Source organism: Phytobacter sp. MRY16-398, from assembly GCF_003925915.1.
Classification (GTDB): Bacteria; Pseudomonadota; Gammaproteobacteria; order Enterobacterales; family Enterobacteriaceae; genus Phytobacter; species Phytobacter diazotrophicus.
On the sequence record NZ_AP018756.1, the window covers coordinates 373,721 to 389,474 of the forward strand.

A 15,754-nucleotide genomic window follows, 5' to 3' on the forward strand; every position below is an offset into this window, starting at 1 on the left:
AGCAGAGAATGCTGCCAAGACACGGGCGGCATCCGTGCTGGCTACTATCATATTCTTTGCTTATGACCGTCAGCAAAATAATGTGTCGAACAACAACATCACAACAAATGCAATCACCATAAACAATGGGGAATCTCAGGATGAATATGAAGGGTAAAGCGTTACTGGCAGGATGTGTCGCGTTAGCGATGAGCAACATGGCATTCGCGAAAGATATTAAAGTTGCTGTCGTGGGTGCGATGTCTGGCCCGGTTGCGCAATACGGTGATCAGGAGTTTACTGGCGCTGAGCAGGCTGTTGCTGATATCAATGCCAAAGGCGGTATCAAAGGCGACAAGCTGGTTATTACCAAATATGATGATGCGTGCGACCCGAAACAAGCCGTTGCAGTAGCGAACAAAGTGGTTAACGACGGCATCAAATATGTTATTGGTCACCTGTGCTCCTCTTCCACTCAGCCTGCGTCCGATATTTATGAAGACGAAGGTATTCTGATGATTACGCCAGCAGCGACCGCACCTGAGCTGACCGCTCGCGGTTATAAACTGACTCTGCGTACCACCGGTCTGGACTCTGATCAGGGCCCGACGGCTGCAAAATACATTCTGGAACACGTTAAACCGCAGCGCATTGCTGTTATTCACGATAAACAGCAGTACGGCGAAGGTCTGGCGCGTGCTGTGCAGGATGGCCTGAAAAAAGGCGGCGCGAACGTGGTGTTCTTTGACGGTATCACCGCTGGCGAGAAAGACTTCTCCACGCTGGTTGCGCGTCTGAAAAAAGAGAACATCGACTTCGTTTACTACGGTGGCTACCACCCGGAAATGGGCCAGATCCTGCGTCAGTCTCGTGCTGCCGGTCTGCAAACCAAATTCATGGGGCCGGAAGGCGTAGCGAACGTTTCCCTGTCTAACATCGCGGGCGATTCTGCCGAAGGCATGTTAGTAACCAAACCGAAAAACTACGATCAGGTTCCGGCGAACAAACCTATCGTAGATGCGATCAAAGCGAAGAAACAGGATCCGAGCGGCGCGTTCGTGTGGACCACCTACGCTGCGCTGCAGTCTCTGGCGGCTGGCCTGAACCAGTCCTCCGACCCGGCGGCTATCGCAACCTGGCTGAAAGGCAACACTGTTGAGACCGTTATGGGACCATTGTCCTGGGATCAGAAGGGTGACCTGAAAGGCTTTGAGTTTGGCGTGTTTACCTGGCATGCGAATGGTACCGCGACTGACGCGAAATAAACCCTGACCGTCGCCTTTCGCACCGCAAGTGTGTTGGCCGCGTCCGTTAACCCCGGTCACTTACTGATGTAAGCTCCCGGGGATTAGCGTCCTTGCCGCCTTCTTGCAGCACGAAATTCTTGGTCAGCGCAGAACGACAAAAGTGAGCTTTGTATCTCTGTCGCCTTTCGCACCGCAAGTGTGTTGGCCACGTCCGTTAACCCCGGTCACTTACTGATGTAAGCTCCCGGGGATTAGCGTCCTTGCCGCCTTCTTGCAGCACGAAATTCTTGGTCAGCGCAGAACGACAAAAGTGAGCTTTGTATCTCCGTCGCCTTTCGCACCGCAAGCGCATTGGCCACGTCCGTTAACCCCGGTCACTTACTCATCTCCCTCTCCCCGTGGGAGAGGGGCGGGGTGAGGGCATCAGGCCGCACAGAGATAAATGCAAACGGCAACCCGAAGGTTGCCGTTTTTACATCTTTGCGCTTTCCCTGATGCGCTGCGCTTATCCGGTTACGCGTCTATATGCTTCACCCAGCCATCATTCTGCGCGGTAAAGCCCGTCGCCTGAGCGAATGCGGCCATCACGCTACGATCTTCTACGCCGGCTTCGGTAATCCACCAGGTGGTGACCGATGGATTATCGCGGATCACTTCTTCGAGCAAATATTGGCCAACACCGCGGCGACGGGTGACGTCACGTACGCGCAGGGAATCCAGTGCCGCCTGGGTACCACTCAGGGTCACGCGAACAGCGCCTAATAATCGGTCGTTAAAACGCGCCGCATAAATAAGGTGCGTTTCGTCAACTTCCAGCGATGCAGGGGAGTATTCCGGCCAGACTTTAGCTAAATCAATAAGATCCTGCTCGGTAAAACTTACCAGACGGATAATGGTCAATTTCATTCACAGCTTGTCCATGTCTCAAAAGATAACTGCAGTGTAAACAATTTCCTCTGACGTGGGCTGTTACTTTTTCATTTTTCGGTTTGCAGGCGATTACTTTTGAGGCTGGCGTTGCGGCAGATTTAAACATTAGGGATTGAAAAACAGGCAGCATTTTCCCCTGAAAGGTAGCGTTTTATTCCGCTCATTGTGCCATTATTTTATGCTGTAAACTGAACTTTTTTGGTTTATCTCCAGCGGAATTCAGAATATTATCTCTGCTTAATCGCCTGAAAAATAGAGTATTTAGTCTGGTTTTTGCCAAAAAACTGCGCTAAGCCATTCATGGCACTGGTAAAAATAGCGTTGTCTATAAAAAGTACAGAATGCTTTTTAACCATAAAAAAACAATATATTTACACACGACATCACGAACGAGGATTTTAGAATGAGAAGGAACGCGAAGACATTAATCGCGGGGATGGTTGCACTTGCGATGTCTCACGCGGCCATGGCGAAGGATATAAAAGTTGCGGTTGTGGGGGCGATGTCCGGGCCGATTGCTCAATGGGGCGATATGGAGTTCAACGGTGCGCGCCAGGCCATCAAAGATATCAACGCTAAAGGCGGCGTTAAGGGCGACAAACTGGTCGCTGTGGAATACGACGACGCCTGTGACCCGAAGCAAGCCGTTGCGGTGGCGAATAAAGTCGTTAACGACGGCATCAAATACGTTATTGGACATCTCTGCTCATCGTCAACGCAGCCTGCGTCTGACATCTACGAAGACGAAGGCATTTTGATGATCTCCCCCGGCGCGACCAATCCGGAACTCACCCAGCGCGGTTATCAGCACATTATGCGTACCGCAGGGCTGGACTCCTCTCAGGGGCCGACCGCCGCGAAATATATCCTCGGCACGGTGAAGCCGCAGCGTATTGCCATCATTCACGACAAGCAGCAGTACGGTGAAGGTCTGGCGCGTTCCGTTCAGGAAGGGCTGAAAGCTGGCGGTGCGAACATCGTTTTCTTTGACGGTATCACCGCCGGTGAGAAAGACTTCTCCGCGCTGGTTGCTCGCCTTAAGAAAGAAAATATCGATTTCGTCTACTACGGTGGTTATTACCCGGAAATGGGACAAATTCTGCGTCAGGCGCGTGCGAATGGCCTGCAGACCCAGTTTATGGGGCCGGAAGGCGTAGGTAACGCATCCCTTTCCAACATCGCGGGCGATGCGGCGGAAGGCATGCTGGTAACGATGCCGAAGCGCTACGATCAGGATCCGGCTAACCAAGCCATCGTCGATGCGTTAAAAGCCGAGAAGAAAGACCCGAGTGGTCCGTATGTCTGGATCACCTATGCCGCAGTGCAGTCTCTGGCGCAGGCAATGGAGCGTTCTGGCAGTAATGAACCGCTCGCGCTGGTGAAAGATTTAAAAGCTAACGGAGCTAAAACCGTGATTGGGCCGCTGAACTGGGATGAGAAAGGCGATTTGAAAGGATTTGATTTCGGAGTCTTCCAGTGGCACGCCGATGGTTCGTCCACGGTAGCCAAATAAGGCAACCACTCATCATACTTCGCGCCGCAGATGCGTTGGCTGCGTTTATCCACCCCGGTCACGTACAGTTTGTACGCTTCCGGGGATGAACAAACTTGCCGCCTTCCTGCAACTCGAATTATTTAGAGTGGGGGTTCAACATCCCGGCTTGTCGGGTTTAGAAAGGTTACGTTATGTCCGAGCAGTTTCTCTACTTCTTGCAGCAGATGTTTAACGGCGTGACGCTGGGAAGCACCTATGCATTGATCGCCATCGGTTACACCATGGTGTATGGCATTATCGGCATGATCAACTTCGCCCACGGCGAGGTCTATATGATCGGCAGTTATGTCTCCTTTATGATTATTGCCGCTTTGATGATGATGGGAATCGACGCCAGTTGGCTGTTGATTACCGCAGGCTTTGTCGGCGCTATCGTCATTGCCAGTGCTTATGGCTGGAGTATTGAGCGCGTGGCCTACCGCCCGGTGCGCAACTCCAAGCGCCTGATTGCACTGATTTCCGCCATCGGGATGTCAATCTTCCTGCAAAACTATGTCAGCCTGACCGAAGGTTCACGTGACGTGGCGTTGCCGAGCCTGTTTAACGGCCAGTGGACGGTCGGTAGCAGTGATAATTTCGCGGCCACCATCACCACCATGCAACTGGTTATCTGGATCGTGACCTTTGTTTCGATGCTGGCCCTGACGGTGTTTATCCGTTATTCCCGCATGGGCCGCGCCTGTCGCGCCTGTTCAGAAGACCTGAAAATGGCGAGCCTGCTTGGCATCAATACTGACCGCGTGATTGCTCTGACCTTTGTGATTGGTGCAGCGATGGCGGCAGTGGCGGGCGTGTTGCTCGGTCAGTTCTATGGCGTAATCAACCCCTATATCGGCTTTATGGCGGGGATGAAGGCCTTTACCGCAGCGGTGTTGGGCGGGATCGGTAGCATTCCGGGTGCAATGATCGGCGGCCTGATTCTGGGCATCACCGAAGCACTCTCCTCGGCGTACCTGAGTACGGAATATAAAGACGTTGTGGCCTTTGCCCTGCTGATCGTCGTGCTGCTGGTGATGCCGACCGGTATCCTGGGTCGCCCGGAGGTTGAAAAAGTATGAAACCGATGCATTTTGCGATGGCATTGCTCTCCGCCGCCATGTTTTTCGTGCTGGCGGGCGTCTTTATGGGCGTGCAGTTAGAGCTGGATGGCACGAAGCTGGTGGTTAACACCGCAGCGAGCATTCGCTGGGAATGGGTGTTCATTGGCACGGCTGTGGTCTTTTTCTTCCAGTTGCTGCGCCCTGTTTACCAGAAGACGCTGAAAAACGTCTCAGGGCCGAAATTCATTCTGCCGGCGATCGACGGTTCGACCGTTAAACAGAAACTCTTCCTGGTGGCCCTGCTGGTGGCTGCCGTGGCATGGCCGTTTGTGGTGTCGCGCGGTACGGTGGATATCGCCACCATGACTATGATTTACATCATCCTCGGCCTTGGGCTGAACGTGGTGGTGGGGCTGTCCGGTCTGCTGGTGCTGGGTTATGGCGGTTTCTACGCTATCGGCGCCTACACCTTCGCGCTGCTTAACCACTATTATGGTCTCGGTTTCTGGACATGTCTGCCGCTGGCGGGCCTGGTGTCGGCGGCGGCGGGCTTCCTGCTTGGCTTCCCGGTACTGCGTCTGCGCGGAGATTACCTGGCGATTGTCACCCTCGGTTTCGGCGAAATCGTCCGTATCCTGCTGCTGAACAATACCGAAATTACCGGTGGCCCGAACGGGATCAGCCAGATTCCGAAGCCGACGCTGTTCGGTCTGGAGTTTAGCCGCACCGCGCGCGAGGGCGGTTGGGATACATTCAGCAACTTCTTTGGCGTGCCTTATGACCCCAGCGACCGTGTCGTCTTCCTCTATATGGTTGCGCTGCTGCTGGTCGTACTCACCCTGTTTGTGATTAACCGTCTGCTGCGTATGCCGCTCGGCCGTGCCTGGGAAGCGCTGCGTGAAGACGAAATTGCCTGCCGGTCTCTGGGCCTCAACCCGACTCGCATCAAACTGACTGCCTTCACTATCAGCGCCGCGTTTGCTGGTTTTGCCGGTACGCTGTTTGCCGCGCGCCAGGGTTTTGTCAGCCCGGAATCCTTCACCTTTGCCGAGTCTGCCTTTGTGCTGGCCATTGTGGTGCTGGGCGGTATGGGTTCGCAGTTTGCGGTTATCCTGGCAGCGATTCTGCTGGTGGTTTCCCGCGAGCTGATGCGCGATTTCAATGAATACAGCATGTTGATGCTGGGTGGATTGATGGTACTGATGATGATTTGGCGTCCTCAAGGCTTACTGCCGATGACCCGTCCGCAACTGAAACTGAAAAACGGTCAGGCAAAGGGAGAACAGGCATGAGTCAGCCATTGTTATCCGTAAACGGCCTGATGATGCGCTTTGGCGGCCTGCTGGCCGTCAACAATGTGGCGCTGGATTTACATCCGCAGGAAATCGTCTCGCTGATTGGCCCTAATGGTGCGGGAAAAACCACCGTCTTTAACTGCCTGACCGGTTTCTACAAACCGACGGGCGGCACCATTATGCTGCGCGACCAGCATCTGGAAGGGCTGCCGGGCCAGCAAATTGCCCGCATGGGCGTAGTGCGTACTTTCCAGCACGTGCGTCTGTTCCGTGAAATGACGGTGATTGAAAACCTGCTGGTGGCACAGCATCAGCAACTGAAAACCGGTGTCTTCTCCGGTCTGCTGAAAACGCCATCTTTCCGCCGCGCGCAGAGTGAAGCACTGGATCGTGCTGCCATCTGGCTTGAGCGTATTGGTCTGCTTGAGCATGCCAACCGTCAGGCAAGTAACCTGGCCTATGGCGACCAGCGTCGTCTGGAGATTGCCCGTTGCATGGTGACGCAGCCGGAAATCCTGATGCTGGACGAACCGGCGGCAGGGCTGAACCCGAAAGAGACCAAAGAGCTGGACGAGTTAATCGTTGAGCTGCGTAACAACCACAACACCACCATCCTGCTCATCGAGCATGATATGAAGCTGGTGATGGGGATCTCCGATCGTATTTATGTCGTCAACCAGGGCACGCCACTGGCTAACGGTACGCCGGAAGAAATTCGTAATAACCCGGACGTGATCCGCGCATACCTTGGTGAGGCATAAGATGGAAAAAGTCATGTTGTCCTTTGACAAAGTTAGCGCCCACTACGGCAAAATCCAGGCGCTGCATGATGTCAGCCTGCATATCAATCAGGGTGAGATTGTCACCCTGATCGGTGCCAACGGCGCGGGTAAAACCACGCTGCTGGGAACCCTGTGTGGCGATCCTCGCGCGACCAGCGGTCGTATTGTGTTTGATGGCAAAGACATTACCGACTGGCAGACGGCGAAAATTATGCGCGAAGCGGTGGCGATTGTGCCGGAAGGGCGTCGCGTCTTCTCCCGTATGACCGTGGAAGAGAACCTGGCGATGGGCGGCTTCTTTGCCGATCGCGACCAGTTCCAGGATCGCATCAAGTGGGTCTACGAGCTGTTCCCGCGTCTGCATGAGCGTCGTATTCAGCGTGCGGGCACGATGTCCGGCGGTGAACAGCAGATGCTAGCAATTGGCCGTGCGCTGATGAGCCAACCGCGCCTGTTGCTGTTGGACGAACCTTCTCTGGGTCTTGCGCCGATCATCATTCAGCAGATTTTCGATACTATCGAACAACTGCGCAAAGAAGGGATGACCATCTTCCTCGTCGAGCAGAACGCCAACCAGGCGCTGAAACTCGCCGATCGCGGCTACGTGCTGGAAAACGGTCATGTCGTGCTGGAAGATACCGGCGATGCGCTGCTGGCGAACGAAGCGGTGCGTAGCGCCTATCTGGGCGGTTAATAAAAGCAAAACGGCAGCCATCAGGCTGTCGTTTTTAGTGTTTTCTTCCTCTCCCCGTGGGAGAGGACCGGGGTGAGGGCATCAGGCCGCACATCCTAATATATTTTCCCCTCTGCTTTCATGAATCCATCATCTCTCTGACGTCTGGCTGTCACTTTATTGTAATTAAAAGGTTATTTTTCTGTCATTCGAGCATGTCATGTTACCTCGCGAGCATAAAACGCGTGATATCGCGCATCCGGCACAACAAGAGAGAAAACCGAATGACACCGTTACGACACACAGCTTTAGGACTGGCTCTTGGGTTGATCTTTGCAGGCAACGCAATGGCTGTCACGACAATCCCATTCTGGCATTCCATGGAAGGCGAGTTAGGCAAAGAAGTCGACTCCCTGGCGCAACGTTTTAACGACACCCACCCGGATTACAAAATTGTGCCGGTGTACAAAGGTAACTACGAGCAGAGCCTGAGTGCGGGTATCGCTGCGTTCCGAACCGGTAATGCGCCCGCTCTGCTGCAGGTTTACGAAGTGGGTACGGCGACCATGATGGCATCGAAAGCCATTAAGCCGGTCTATGAAGTATTTAAAGACGCGGGTATCAACTTTGATGAGTCTCAGTTTGTGCCGACCGTGGCCGGCTACTACACCGATTCTAAAACGGGCCACCTGCTGTCTCAGCCGTTCAACAGTTCCACGCCGGTGCTGTATTACAACAAAGATGCCTTCAAAAAAGCGGGCTTAGATCCGGAGCAGCCACCAAAAACCTGGCAGGATCTGGCTGCGTACACGGCCAAACTGAAAGCCACAGGGATGAAGTGCGGTTACGCCAGCGGCTGGCAGGGCTGGATTCAGATTGAAAACTTTAGCGCCTGGCACGGCCTGCCGGTTGCGACCAAAAACAACGGTTTCGATGGTACGGATGCGGTTCTGGAGTTCAACAAACCGGAGCAGGTGAAACACATCGCCATGCTCGAAGAGCTGAACAAGAAAGGGGATTTCAGCTACTTCGGTCGTAAAGACGAGTCTACCGAGAAGTTCTATAACGGTGACTGCGCGATTACTACTGCCTCCTCTGGCTCGCTGGCGGATATCCGTCATTACGCCAAATTTAACTACGGTGTAGGCATGATGCCTTACGACGCTGACGTGAAAGGCGCACCGCAGAACGCCATCATCGGCGGGGCCAGCCTGTGGGTTATGCAGGGCAAAGATAAGCCGACCTATACGGGTGTTGCGCAGTTCCTTGAGTTCCTGGCTAAACCGGAAATCGCTGCTGAATGGCACCAGAAAACCGGCTACCTGCCGATTACGACCGCTGCATATGATCTGACCCGTAAAGAAGGCTTCTATGACAAGAACCCGGGTGCGGACATCGCAACGCGTCAGATGTTGAACAAGCCGCCGTTGCCGTTCACCAAAGGTCTGCGTCTGGGCAACATGCCGCAGATTCGTACCATTGTGGATGAAGAGCTGGAAAGCGTCTGGACCGGTAAGAAAACGCCGCAGCAGGCACTGGATTCGGCCGTAGAGCGTGGTAATCAGCTACTTCGCCGCTTCGAACAGTCGACTAAGTCTTAATAGCTTACACCCTCACCCCGGCCCTCTTCCTGAAAGGGAGAGGGCGCAAACCCACCCCTCGCCCCTGTGGGAAGAGGGTTAGGGTGAGGGGAAAATACAACTCAGAGCATAACTATGTCCTCATCCCGTCCGGTGTTTCGTTCGCGCTGGCTGCCTTACCTGCTGGTCGCGCCTCAACTGGTTATCACCATTATTTTCTTTATCTGGCCTGCGGGCGAAGCGCTGTGGTATTCGGTTCAAAGCGTTGATCCGTTCGGCCTGTCGAGCCAGTTTGTTGGCCTGGATAACTTTGTAGCCCTGTTCCATGACAGCTATTACCTCGAGTCCTTCTGGACGACGATGCGTTTTAGCGCGCTGGTCACTTTTTTTGGTCTGTTCTCCTCCCTGTTCTTTGCCGCGCTGGTCGACAACGTGGTACGCGGCAGCCGTGTATACCAGACATTGATGCTGCTCCCGTATGCCGTCGCCCCGGCGGTCGCCGCTGTGTTGTGGATCTTTCTCTTCAATCCCGGTCGCGGTTTGATAACCCACGTTCTTGAACAATTTGGCTATAACTGGAACCACGCGCAAAATAGTGGGCAGGCCATGTTCCTGGTGGTTTTTGCTTCTATCTGGAAGCAGATTAGTTACAACTTTTTATTCTTCTTCGCAGCGCTGCAATCTATCCCCCGTTCCCTGGTGGAAGCCGCGGCGATTGATGGCGCAGGGCCGATTCGCCGCTTCTTTAAGCTGTCGCTGCCGCTGATTGCCCCGGTGAGTTTCTTCCTGCTGGTGGTCAACCTGGTGTACGCCTTCTTCGATACCTTCCCGGTGATTGATGCCGCGACGGCGGGCGGCCCGGTACAGGCAACGACCACGCTGATTTATAAGATTTACCGTGAGGGCTTTGCCGGTCTGGATCTGTCCGCATCCGCTGCACAGTCCGTGGTATTGATGTTCCTGGTGATCGTGCTGACGGTCGTTCAGTTCCGTTATGTTGAAAGCAAGGTACGCTACCAATGATTGAGAATCGTCCAGGGCTGACTTTTTTCAGCCACCTTCTGCTTATCCTGGGCATTGTGACGATCCTGTTTCCCCTGTATGTCGCCTTTGTGGCGGCAACGCTGGATAACAAAGCCGTTTTTGAAACGCCAATGACCCTGATTCCCGGCACGCACCTGCTGGAAAACATGAAAGCAATTTGGATTAACGGCGTGGGGGCTAACAGTGCGCCGTTCTGGCTGATGATGCTTAACAGCTTCATCATGGCGTTCTCCATTACCGTGGGGAAAATCGCCGTTTCGATGCTATCCGCTTTTGCCATCGTCTGGTTTCGTTTCCCGCTGCGTAACCTCTTCTTCTGGATGATTTTTATCACCCTGATGCTGCCGGTTGAAGTGCGTATCTTCCCGACGGTGGAAGTGATTGCGAACCTGAAAATGCTCGACAGCTACACCGGGTTAACGCTACCGCTGATGGCTTCCGCTACGGCGACATTTCTGTTTCGCCAGTTCTTTATGACGCTTCCCGATGAACTGATGGAAGCGGCACGTATTGATGGTGCCTCGCCGATGCGCTTTTTCTGGGACATCGTGCTGCCGCTATCAAAAACCAATCTGGCGGCGCTGTTTGTCATTACCTTTATCTACGGCTGGAACCAATATTTGTGGCCTCTGCTTATCATCAGCGACGTCAATCTGGGCACGGCTGTTGCGGGCATTAAAGGCATGATTGCCGTAGGTGAGGGCTCAACACAATGGAACCAGGTGATGGCGGCAATGCTGCTCACGCTGATTCCCCCGGTGGTTATCGTTTTTGCCATGCAGCGTGCCTTTGTGCGTGGCCTGGTCGACAGTGAGAAATAAGATGGCAGGATTAAAATTACAGGCCGTAACCAAAAGCTGGGATAACGGCAAAACGCAGGTTATCCAGCCGCTGACGCTGGACGTGGCGGACGGCGAATTTATTGTAATGGTGGGGCCATCCGGTTGCGGAAAGTCGACGCTGCTCCGCATGGTCGCTGGCCTTGAGCGCGTCAGCACGGGCGATATCTGGATTGATAGCCAGCGCGTGACGGAAACGGAGCCGAAAGATCGTGGTATTGCGATGGTGTTCCAGAACTATGCGCTCTACCCGCATATGAGCGTGGAAGAGAACATGGCCTGGGGGCTAAAAATTCGCGGCATGGGTAAAGAGCACATTGCCGAGCGCGTAAAAGAGGCGGCCCGTATTCTGGAGTTGGATGGTCTGTTAAAGCGCCGTCCGCGCGAATTATCCGGCGGCCAGCGTCAGCGTGTGGCGATGGGGCGTGCCATTGTGCGCGATCCGGCGGTGTTTCTCTTTGATGAACCGCTATCAAACCTTGATGCGAAACTACGCGTCCAGATGCGGCTGGAACTGCAGTATTTACATCGTCGCCTGAAAACGACGTCGCTCTACGTGACCCACGACCAGGTAGAGGCAATGACGCTGGCGCAACGCGTGATGGTGATGAATAAAGGGGTGGCGGAACAGATCGGCACGCCTGTTGAAGTGTATGAAAAACCGGCCAGCCGCTTTGTGGCGAGTTTTATCGGTAGCCCGGCGATGAACTTGCTGGATGGGCGTATCAGCAACACCGGTACCCATTTTGAATTGGATAGCGGTATGGCGCTGCCCATTAACTGGTACTACCGGGGCTATGCCGGGCGTAAAATGACATTGGGTATCCGCCCGGAACATATTGCGTTAAGCTCACAGTCCGCAGGTGGCGTACCGCTGGTGATGGATACGCTTGAGATGCTTGGCGCAGACAACCTGGCCCACGGTCGCTGGGGCGACCATAAGCTGGTGGTGCGCCTTGCACATCAGGACAGACCGAAGCAGGGCAGTACGCTGTGGCTGCATTTGCCGGAGAATCACCTGCACCTTTTTGACGGTGAAACAGGACAACGTGTATGAGCAACTGGCCTTACCCCCACGTCGCCGCCCATCGTGGCGGTGGGAAACTCGCCCCGGAAAATACGCTGGCGGCAATTGATGTGGGCGCTCGCTACGGTCACACGATGATCGAGTTCGATGCGAAGTTGTCGAAAGACGGGCATATTTTTCTGCTGCATGACGATAATCTCGAGCGTACCAGCAACGGCTGGGGTGTTGCCGGGGATCTGGAATGGAACGATCTGCTGAAAGTAGACGCAGGCGGCTGGTTTGGCGGCGAATTCAAAGGTGAACCGCTGCCGCTGCTGTCGCAGGTTGCCGACCGCTGTCGTCAGTACGGCATGATGGCGAATATCGAGATTAAACCGACGACCGGCACTGGCTCGCTGACGGGCAAAGTGGTGGCACTCGCGGCGCGCGAACTCTGGGCTGATATGCCGACACCGCTGCTGTCGTCGTTTGAAATTGATGCGCTGGAGGCGGCGAAAGCGGCGGCACCGGAACTACCTCGGGGGTTGCTGCTGGATGAATGGCGCGATGACTGGCGGGAGCTGACCACCCGTCTGGAATGTTTCTCCATCCATCTTAATCACACGCTTCTTGATGAAGAACGCGTGGATATGCTGCGGGATGCCGGGTTACATATTCTGGTTTATACCGTCAATCGCCCCCAGCGTGCATCTCAACTGCTACGCTGGGGCGTTGATTGCATCTGTACCGACAACATTGCAGTCATCGGGCCGGATTTTCAGCCTTAAGGCGTAACGGTTTTTAGCGGGATATTCGCTTGCGGCGTGCTGGTATGGTTTTGATTCAGCATGCTGCTGCCGGCCTGGTTAGCGGGCAGCATATGTTGCTGCTGACTCAGTGTCGCATCGTTATTAACGCTTTGGTTCAGCATGCCGCCGTTTGTATTGGGGAGCATCTGCTGGGTACCCGGATCGAGCTCCCCCGGCTGCGCCTGCCTTACCCGCTGGGAATTATTATTAATCTGCGCTTCCAGATGCTGCTGTTGCAGGCGCGTTTGCGTCTGCAAATTCTGATTTAACATCCCTTTTTGCTGCTGTTGCTGATTAAGCATTTGCGTCTGCATTCGCTGCTGACTCGGTATCTGATAACCCGGTTGGTTCGGGTTATTGGTGGTATTGAGCGGCTGTGCGAAAGCGGCCAATGGCAAGAACGCGGCCAGAATAAATAGTCGTTTCATCATCTTCTCCTCCTTCTGAAGGTTCTTCTAAGTTTACTCCGTTTCACGCACTACGATGATCTTTTAGGAGTTCTGAACCAGACTTAAGCGGGGACTGTAGCCCCTTCTCAGGAGAACGACGATGATGAAACAGAAGTTTGCGCGTTGGGTGGCGATAGCCGCTCTGATGGCGGGAGGATGTTTTAGCGTTGCGGCGGCACCTCCGCCCGTTGCGGCACCGGCTCCGGTGTCGTATGGCGTTGAGGCGGATGTCTTTCATCCGGTTCGTGCGAAACAGGGGATGGTGGCGTCCGTTGACGAAACCGCAACCCGTGTTGGCGTCGATATCCTCAAACAGGGGGGCAACGCCGTGGATGCCGCCGTGGCGGTTGGCTATGCGCTGGCCGTAACGCACCCGCAGGCCGGTAATCTCGGTGGCGGCGGGTTTATGATGATCCGTACCAAAGATGGCAAAACGACCGCAATTGATTTTCGTGAAATGGCCCCGGCAGCAGCAACGCGCGATATGTTTCTTGACGACCAGGGCAACCCGGACAGCAAAAAGTCTCTCACGTCACACTTAGCTTCCGGTACGCCGGGCACAGTGGCGGGCTTTTCGCTGGCGCTGGAAAAATATGGCACATTGCCGCTGAATAAAGTCGTACAGCCGGCCATTAAGCTGGCAAAGCAGGGCTTCGTGGTGAATGACGCCCTGGCTGACGATCTCAAAACCTATGGCAGTGAAGTGCTGCCAAACCATGAAAACAGTAAAGCCATTTTCTGGAAAGACGGCGAGCCCCTGAAAAAAGGCGACAAACTGGTTCAGGCGAACCTGGCAAAGAGCCTGGAGATGATTGCCGAAAAAGGGCCGGACGCATTCTATAAAGGCTCGATTGCCGATCAGATTGCTCAGGAGATGAGTAAAAACGGCGGGCTTATCACGAAAGAAGATTTGGCCAATTACAAAGCCGTCGAGCGCACCCCCATCAGCGGCGACTATCGCGGCTACCAGGTTTTCTCCATGCCGCCGCCCTCTTCCGGGGGGATCCATATCGTGCAGATCCTCAATATCCTTGAGAACTTTGACCTCGCAAAATATGGCTTCGGCAGCGCGGATACCTTGCAGGTAATGGCGGAGGCGGAAAAATACGCCTATGCCGACAGGTCTGAATATCTTGGCGATCCGGATTTTGTGAAGGTGCCCTGGCAGGCGCTGACCAACAAGGATTATGCAAAATCGCTGGCTCAGCAAATAGACGTCAATAAAGCGAAGCCATCGAGCCAGATTCGTCCGGGCAAGCTTGAGCCCTACGAGAGTAACCAAACAACGCACTATTCGGTGGTGGATAAAGACGGTAATGCCGTCGCGGTAACCTACACCCTCAACACAACCTTTGGTAGCGGGATTGTGGCGGGAAATACTGGCATCCTGATGAACAACGAAATGGATGATTTCTCGGCCAAACCTGGCGTGCCGAATGTCTATGGGCTGGTGGGGGGCGATGCGAATGCGGTGGGGCCGGGCAAGCGTCCGCTCTCTTCCATGTCGCCGACTATCGTGGTGAAAGACGGGAAAACCTGGCTGGTTACGGGGAGTCCTGGCGGTAGCCGAATTATCACAACTGTGCTGCAAATCGTGGTAAACAGCATCGATTTCGGGATGAACGTCGCCGAGGCGACCAACGCCCCGCGCTTTCATCATCAGTGGCTGCCGGATGAGCTGCGCGTCGAAAAAGGCTTTAGCCCGGACACCCTCAAGCTGCTTGAGCAGAAAGGGCAGAAGGTTGTTGTGAAAGAGGCGATGGGCAGTACGCAGAGCATTATGGTTGGCCCGGACGGCACGCTGTACGGTGCGTCTGACCCGCGTACGGTGGATGATTTAACGGCGGGATATTAAGTTTCTCAATCCCCTCTTCCTGAAAGGGAGAGGGGATGGGTTGAGCGGTTTGTTAATCGTGGAGGCTTACTGTTTTATCCGTGCCATAAAATAGGCGTCCACATATTCGCCGTTGCGCAGGGCGAAGCGCTTTCCGGTTCCTTCAATTTCAAAACCAAACTTCTGATACAGCGTCAGCGCTGGCGCATTATCAACGAAGACGGTCAATTCAATACGTTCTATTCGCAGCCAGTTGTCGCACAGGTTCACCATTTCGCGCATTAACGCGCTGCCTACGCCACGCCCATGCTTTTCCGCTGAAACGCCAATTCCAAAGGTGGCAACGTGGCCGCGCCGGGGATTTTCCATGATATCCAGAGCCAGGTGTCCGACGACCTCTTCGTCAAGACAGGCAACGAGGTGGCGTCGGCCTGGTTTGACGGCGGCCCTTTCTTGCCACATCGCCATGGAAGGATGAGGAATTTGTAGCGTGTCGTGATACACCCCAGGATGTGAATTGATGTGGCGTAATGCTTCTGCATCGCTGGCTTCAATATGGCGTATCACAATGTCACTCATTCCTTTTTCCTCTTTTAGTGAAATATCCTCTTCAACATCACGAAGTTTACAAAGTGCGTCAACTGCCATTTTTTGCAAAAAAGGGTAGACAAGTGCGAATGATAATGATTATT

At 54.2% G+C, this 15,754-nt stretch carries 15 protein-coding genes; 12 read left to right on the forward strand and 3 right to left on the reverse strand.

The window, feature by feature from the left end; all coding sequences use genetic code 11:
- Positions 1 to 140: 140 nt before the first annotated feature.
- Positions 141 to 1,244: a branched-chain amino acid ABC transporter substrate-binding protein gene (locus MRY16398_RS01720; protein WP_162303313.1), complete on the forward strand. Its 1,104-nt coding sequence runs from the start codon at positions 141 to 143 to the stop codon at positions 1,242 to 1,244.
- Between the two features lie 495 nt (positions 1,245 to 1,739).
- Here the strand turns inward: MRY16398_RS01720 and panM are convergent, their stop codons facing one another.
- Positions 1,740 to 2,132 carry an aspartate 1-decarboxylase autocleavage activator PanM gene (panM, locus tag MRY16398_RS01725; protein ID WP_041851336.1) on the reverse strand — a complete coding sequence of 131 codons (393 nt, stop codon included), beginning with the start codon at positions 2,130 to 2,132 and terminating at the stop codon, positions 1,740 to 1,742.
- A gap of 427 nt (positions 2,133 to 2,559) precedes the next feature.
- On the opposite strand from panM, the gene livK reads away from it, so the two are divergent.
- The 10 genes from livK to ugpQ all read left to right on the forward strand — a co-directional run bounded on the left by livK (position 2,560) and on the right by ugpQ (position 12,758).
- Positions 2,560 to 3,669, forward strand: a complete 1,110-nt coding sequence (gene livK / locus MRY16398_RS01730) for a high-affinity branched-chain amino acid ABC transporter substrate-binding protein LivK (protein ID WP_041851337.1) — start codon at positions 2,560 to 2,562, stop codon at positions 3,667 to 3,669.
- Between the two features lie 173 nt (positions 3,670 to 3,842).
- The gene (livH, locus tag MRY16398_RS01735; RefSeq protein ID WP_041851338.1) at positions 3,843 to 4,769 is read left to right on the forward strand and encodes a high-affinity branched-chain amino acid ABC transporter permease LivH; all 927 of its coding nucleotides are present in this window, start codon (positions 3,843 to 3,845) and stop codon (positions 4,767 to 4,769) included.
- Entirely contained in the window at positions 4,766 to 6,043 is a 1,278-nt protein-coding gene (gene livM / locus MRY16398_RS01740; RefSeq protein ID WP_041851339.1) for a branched chain amino acid ABC transporter permease LivM, read from the forward strand. Before livH ends, livM begins: the two co-directional genes overlap by 4 nt.
- The gene (gene livG / locus MRY16398_RS01745; protein WP_041851340.1) at positions 6,040 to 6,807 is read left to right on the forward strand and encodes a high-affinity branched-chain amino acid ABC transporter ATP-binding protein LivG; all 768 of its coding nucleotides are present in this window, start codon (positions 6,040 to 6,042) and stop codon (positions 6,805 to 6,807) included. Before livM ends, livG begins: the two co-directional genes overlap by 4 nt.
- 1 nt (position 6,808) lies before the next feature.
- Positions 6,809 to 7,522 carry a high-affinity branched-chain amino acid ABC transporter ATP-binding protein LivF gene (livF, locus tag MRY16398_RS01750; protein WP_041851341.1) on the forward strand — a complete coding sequence of 238 codons (714 nt, stop codon included), beginning with the start codon at positions 6,809 to 6,811 and terminating at the stop codon, positions 7,520 to 7,522.
- Between the two features lie 263 nt (positions 7,523 to 7,785).
- Complete coding sequence (ugpB, locus tag MRY16398_RS01755; protein WP_041851342.1) at positions 7,786 to 9,102, forward strand: sn-glycerol-3-phosphate ABC transporter substrate-binding protein UgpB; 1,317 nt, start codon at positions 7,786 to 7,788, stop codon at positions 9,100 to 9,102.
- A 114-nt stretch (positions 9,103 to 9,216) separates the two neighbouring features.
- Positions 9,217 to 10,104 carry a sn-glycerol-3-phosphate ABC transporter permease UgpA gene (gene ugpA, locus MRY16398_RS01760; protein WP_041851343.1) on the forward strand — a complete coding sequence of 296 codons (888 nt, stop codon included), beginning with the start codon at positions 9,217 to 9,219 and terminating at the stop codon, positions 10,102 to 10,104.
- On the forward strand, positions 10,101 to 10,946 hold the full coding sequence (gene ugpE / locus MRY16398_RS01765; protein ID WP_041851344.1) for a sn-glycerol-3-phosphate ABC transporter permease UgpE: 846 nt from the start codon (positions 10,101 to 10,103) through the stop codon (positions 10,944 to 10,946). The genes ugpA and ugpE overlap by 4 nt, the downstream gene beginning before the upstream one ends.
- 1 nt (position 10,947) lies before the next feature.
- Positions 10,948 to 12,021, forward strand: coding sequence for a sn-glycerol-3-phosphate import ATP-binding protein UgpC (locus MRY16398_RS01770; protein ID WP_125123769.1), 1,074 nt, complete (start codon positions 10,948 to 10,950; stop codon positions 12,019 to 12,021).
- The gene (gene ugpQ, locus MRY16398_RS01775; RefSeq protein ID WP_125123770.1) at positions 12,018 to 12,758 is read left to right on the forward strand and encodes a glycerophosphodiester phosphodiesterase; all 741 of its coding nucleotides are present in this window, start codon (positions 12,018 to 12,020) and stop codon (positions 12,756 to 12,758) included. Before MRY16398_RS01770 ends, ugpQ begins: the two co-directional genes overlap by 4 nt.
- Here the strand turns inward: ugpQ and MRY16398_RS01780 are convergent.
- Positions 12,755 to 13,207, reverse strand: coding sequence for a DUF2756 family protein (locus tag MRY16398_RS01780; RefSeq protein WP_125125620.1), 453 nt, complete (start codon positions 13,205 to 13,207; stop codon positions 12,755 to 12,757). The two genes, ugpQ and MRY16398_RS01780, sit on opposite strands and share 4 nt — an antisense overlap.
- Before the next feature lie 121 nt (positions 13,208 to 13,328).
- Here MRY16398_RS01780 and ggt point away from each other — a divergent pair, with 121 nt between their 5' ends.
- Positions 13,329 to 15,083: a gamma-glutamyltransferase gene (gene ggt, locus MRY16398_RS01785; protein ID WP_079496994.1), complete on the forward strand. Its 1,755-nt coding sequence runs from the start codon at positions 13,329 to 13,331 to the stop codon at positions 15,081 to 15,083.
- 66 nt (positions 15,084 to 15,149) lie between these two features.
- Here the strand turns inward: ggt and yhhY are convergent, their stop codons facing one another.
- Positions 15,150 to 15,641, reverse strand: a complete 492-nt coding sequence (gene yhhY / locus MRY16398_RS01790) for an N-acetyltransferase (RefSeq protein ID WP_041851348.1) — start codon at positions 15,639 to 15,641, stop codon at positions 15,150 to 15,152.
- Between the last annotated feature and the right edge of the window lie 113 nt (positions 15,642 to 15,754).

What these genes read in the sequence shown, in the direction of transcription:
- ggt (WP_079496994.1), top strand. Translation starts at nt 13,329, where the DNA reads ATGATGAAACAGAAGTTTGCGCGTTGGGTGGCGATAGCCGCTCTGATG.
- MRY16398_RS01780 (WP_125125620.1), bottom strand. Translation starts at nt 13,207, where the DNA reads ATGAAACGACTATTTATTCTGGCCGCGTTCTTGCCATTGGCCGCTTTC.
- yhhY (WP_041851348.1), bottom strand. Translation starts at nt 15,641, where the DNA reads ATGAGTGACATTGTGATACGCCATATTGAAGCCAGCGATGCAGAAGCA.
- MRY16398_RS01720 (WP_162303313.1), top strand. Translation starts at nt 141, where the DNA reads ATGAATATGAAGGGTAAAGCGTTACTGGCAGGATGTGTCGCGTTAGCG.
- ugpQ (WP_125123770.1), top strand. Translation starts at nt 12,018, where the DNA reads ATGAGCAACTGGCCTTACCCCCACGTCGCCGCCCATCGTGGCGGTGGG.
- livG (WP_041851340.1), top strand. Translation starts at nt 6,040, where the DNA reads ATGAGTCAGCCATTGTTATCCGTAAACGGCCTGATGATGCGCTTTGGC.
- livK (WP_041851337.1), top strand. Translation starts at nt 2,560, where the DNA reads ATGAGAAGGAACGCGAAGACATTAATCGCGGGGATGGTTGCACTTGCG.
- ugpB (WP_041851342.1), top strand. Translation starts at nt 7,786, where the DNA reads ATGACACCGTTACGACACACAGCTTTAGGACTGGCTCTTGGGTTGATC.
- ugpE (WP_041851344.1), top strand. Translation starts at nt 10,101, where the DNA reads ATGATTGAGAATCGTCCAGGGCTGACTTTTTTCAGCCACCTTCTGCTT.
- ugpA (WP_041851343.1), top strand. Translation starts at nt 9,217, where the DNA reads ATGTCCTCATCCCGTCCGGTGTTTCGTTCGCGCTGGCTGCCTTACCTG.
- livF (WP_041851341.1), top strand. Translation starts at nt 6,809, where the DNA reads ATGGAAAAAGTCATGTTGTCCTTTGACAAAGTTAGCGCCCACTACGGC.
- livH (WP_041851338.1), top strand. Translation starts at nt 3,843, where the DNA reads ATGTCCGAGCAGTTTCTCTACTTCTTGCAGCAGATGTTTAACGGCGTG.
- MRY16398_RS01770 (WP_125123769.1), top strand. Translation starts at nt 10,948, where the DNA reads ATGGCAGGATTAAAATTACAGGCCGTAACCAAAAGCTGGGATAACGGC.
- panM (WP_041851336.1), bottom strand. Translation starts at nt 2,132, where the DNA reads ATGAAATTGACCATTATCCGTCTGGTAAGTTTTACCGAGCAGGATCTT.
- livM (WP_041851339.1), top strand. Translation starts at nt 4,766, where the DNA reads ATGAAACCGATGCATTTTGCGATGGCATTGCTCTCCGCCGCCATGTTT.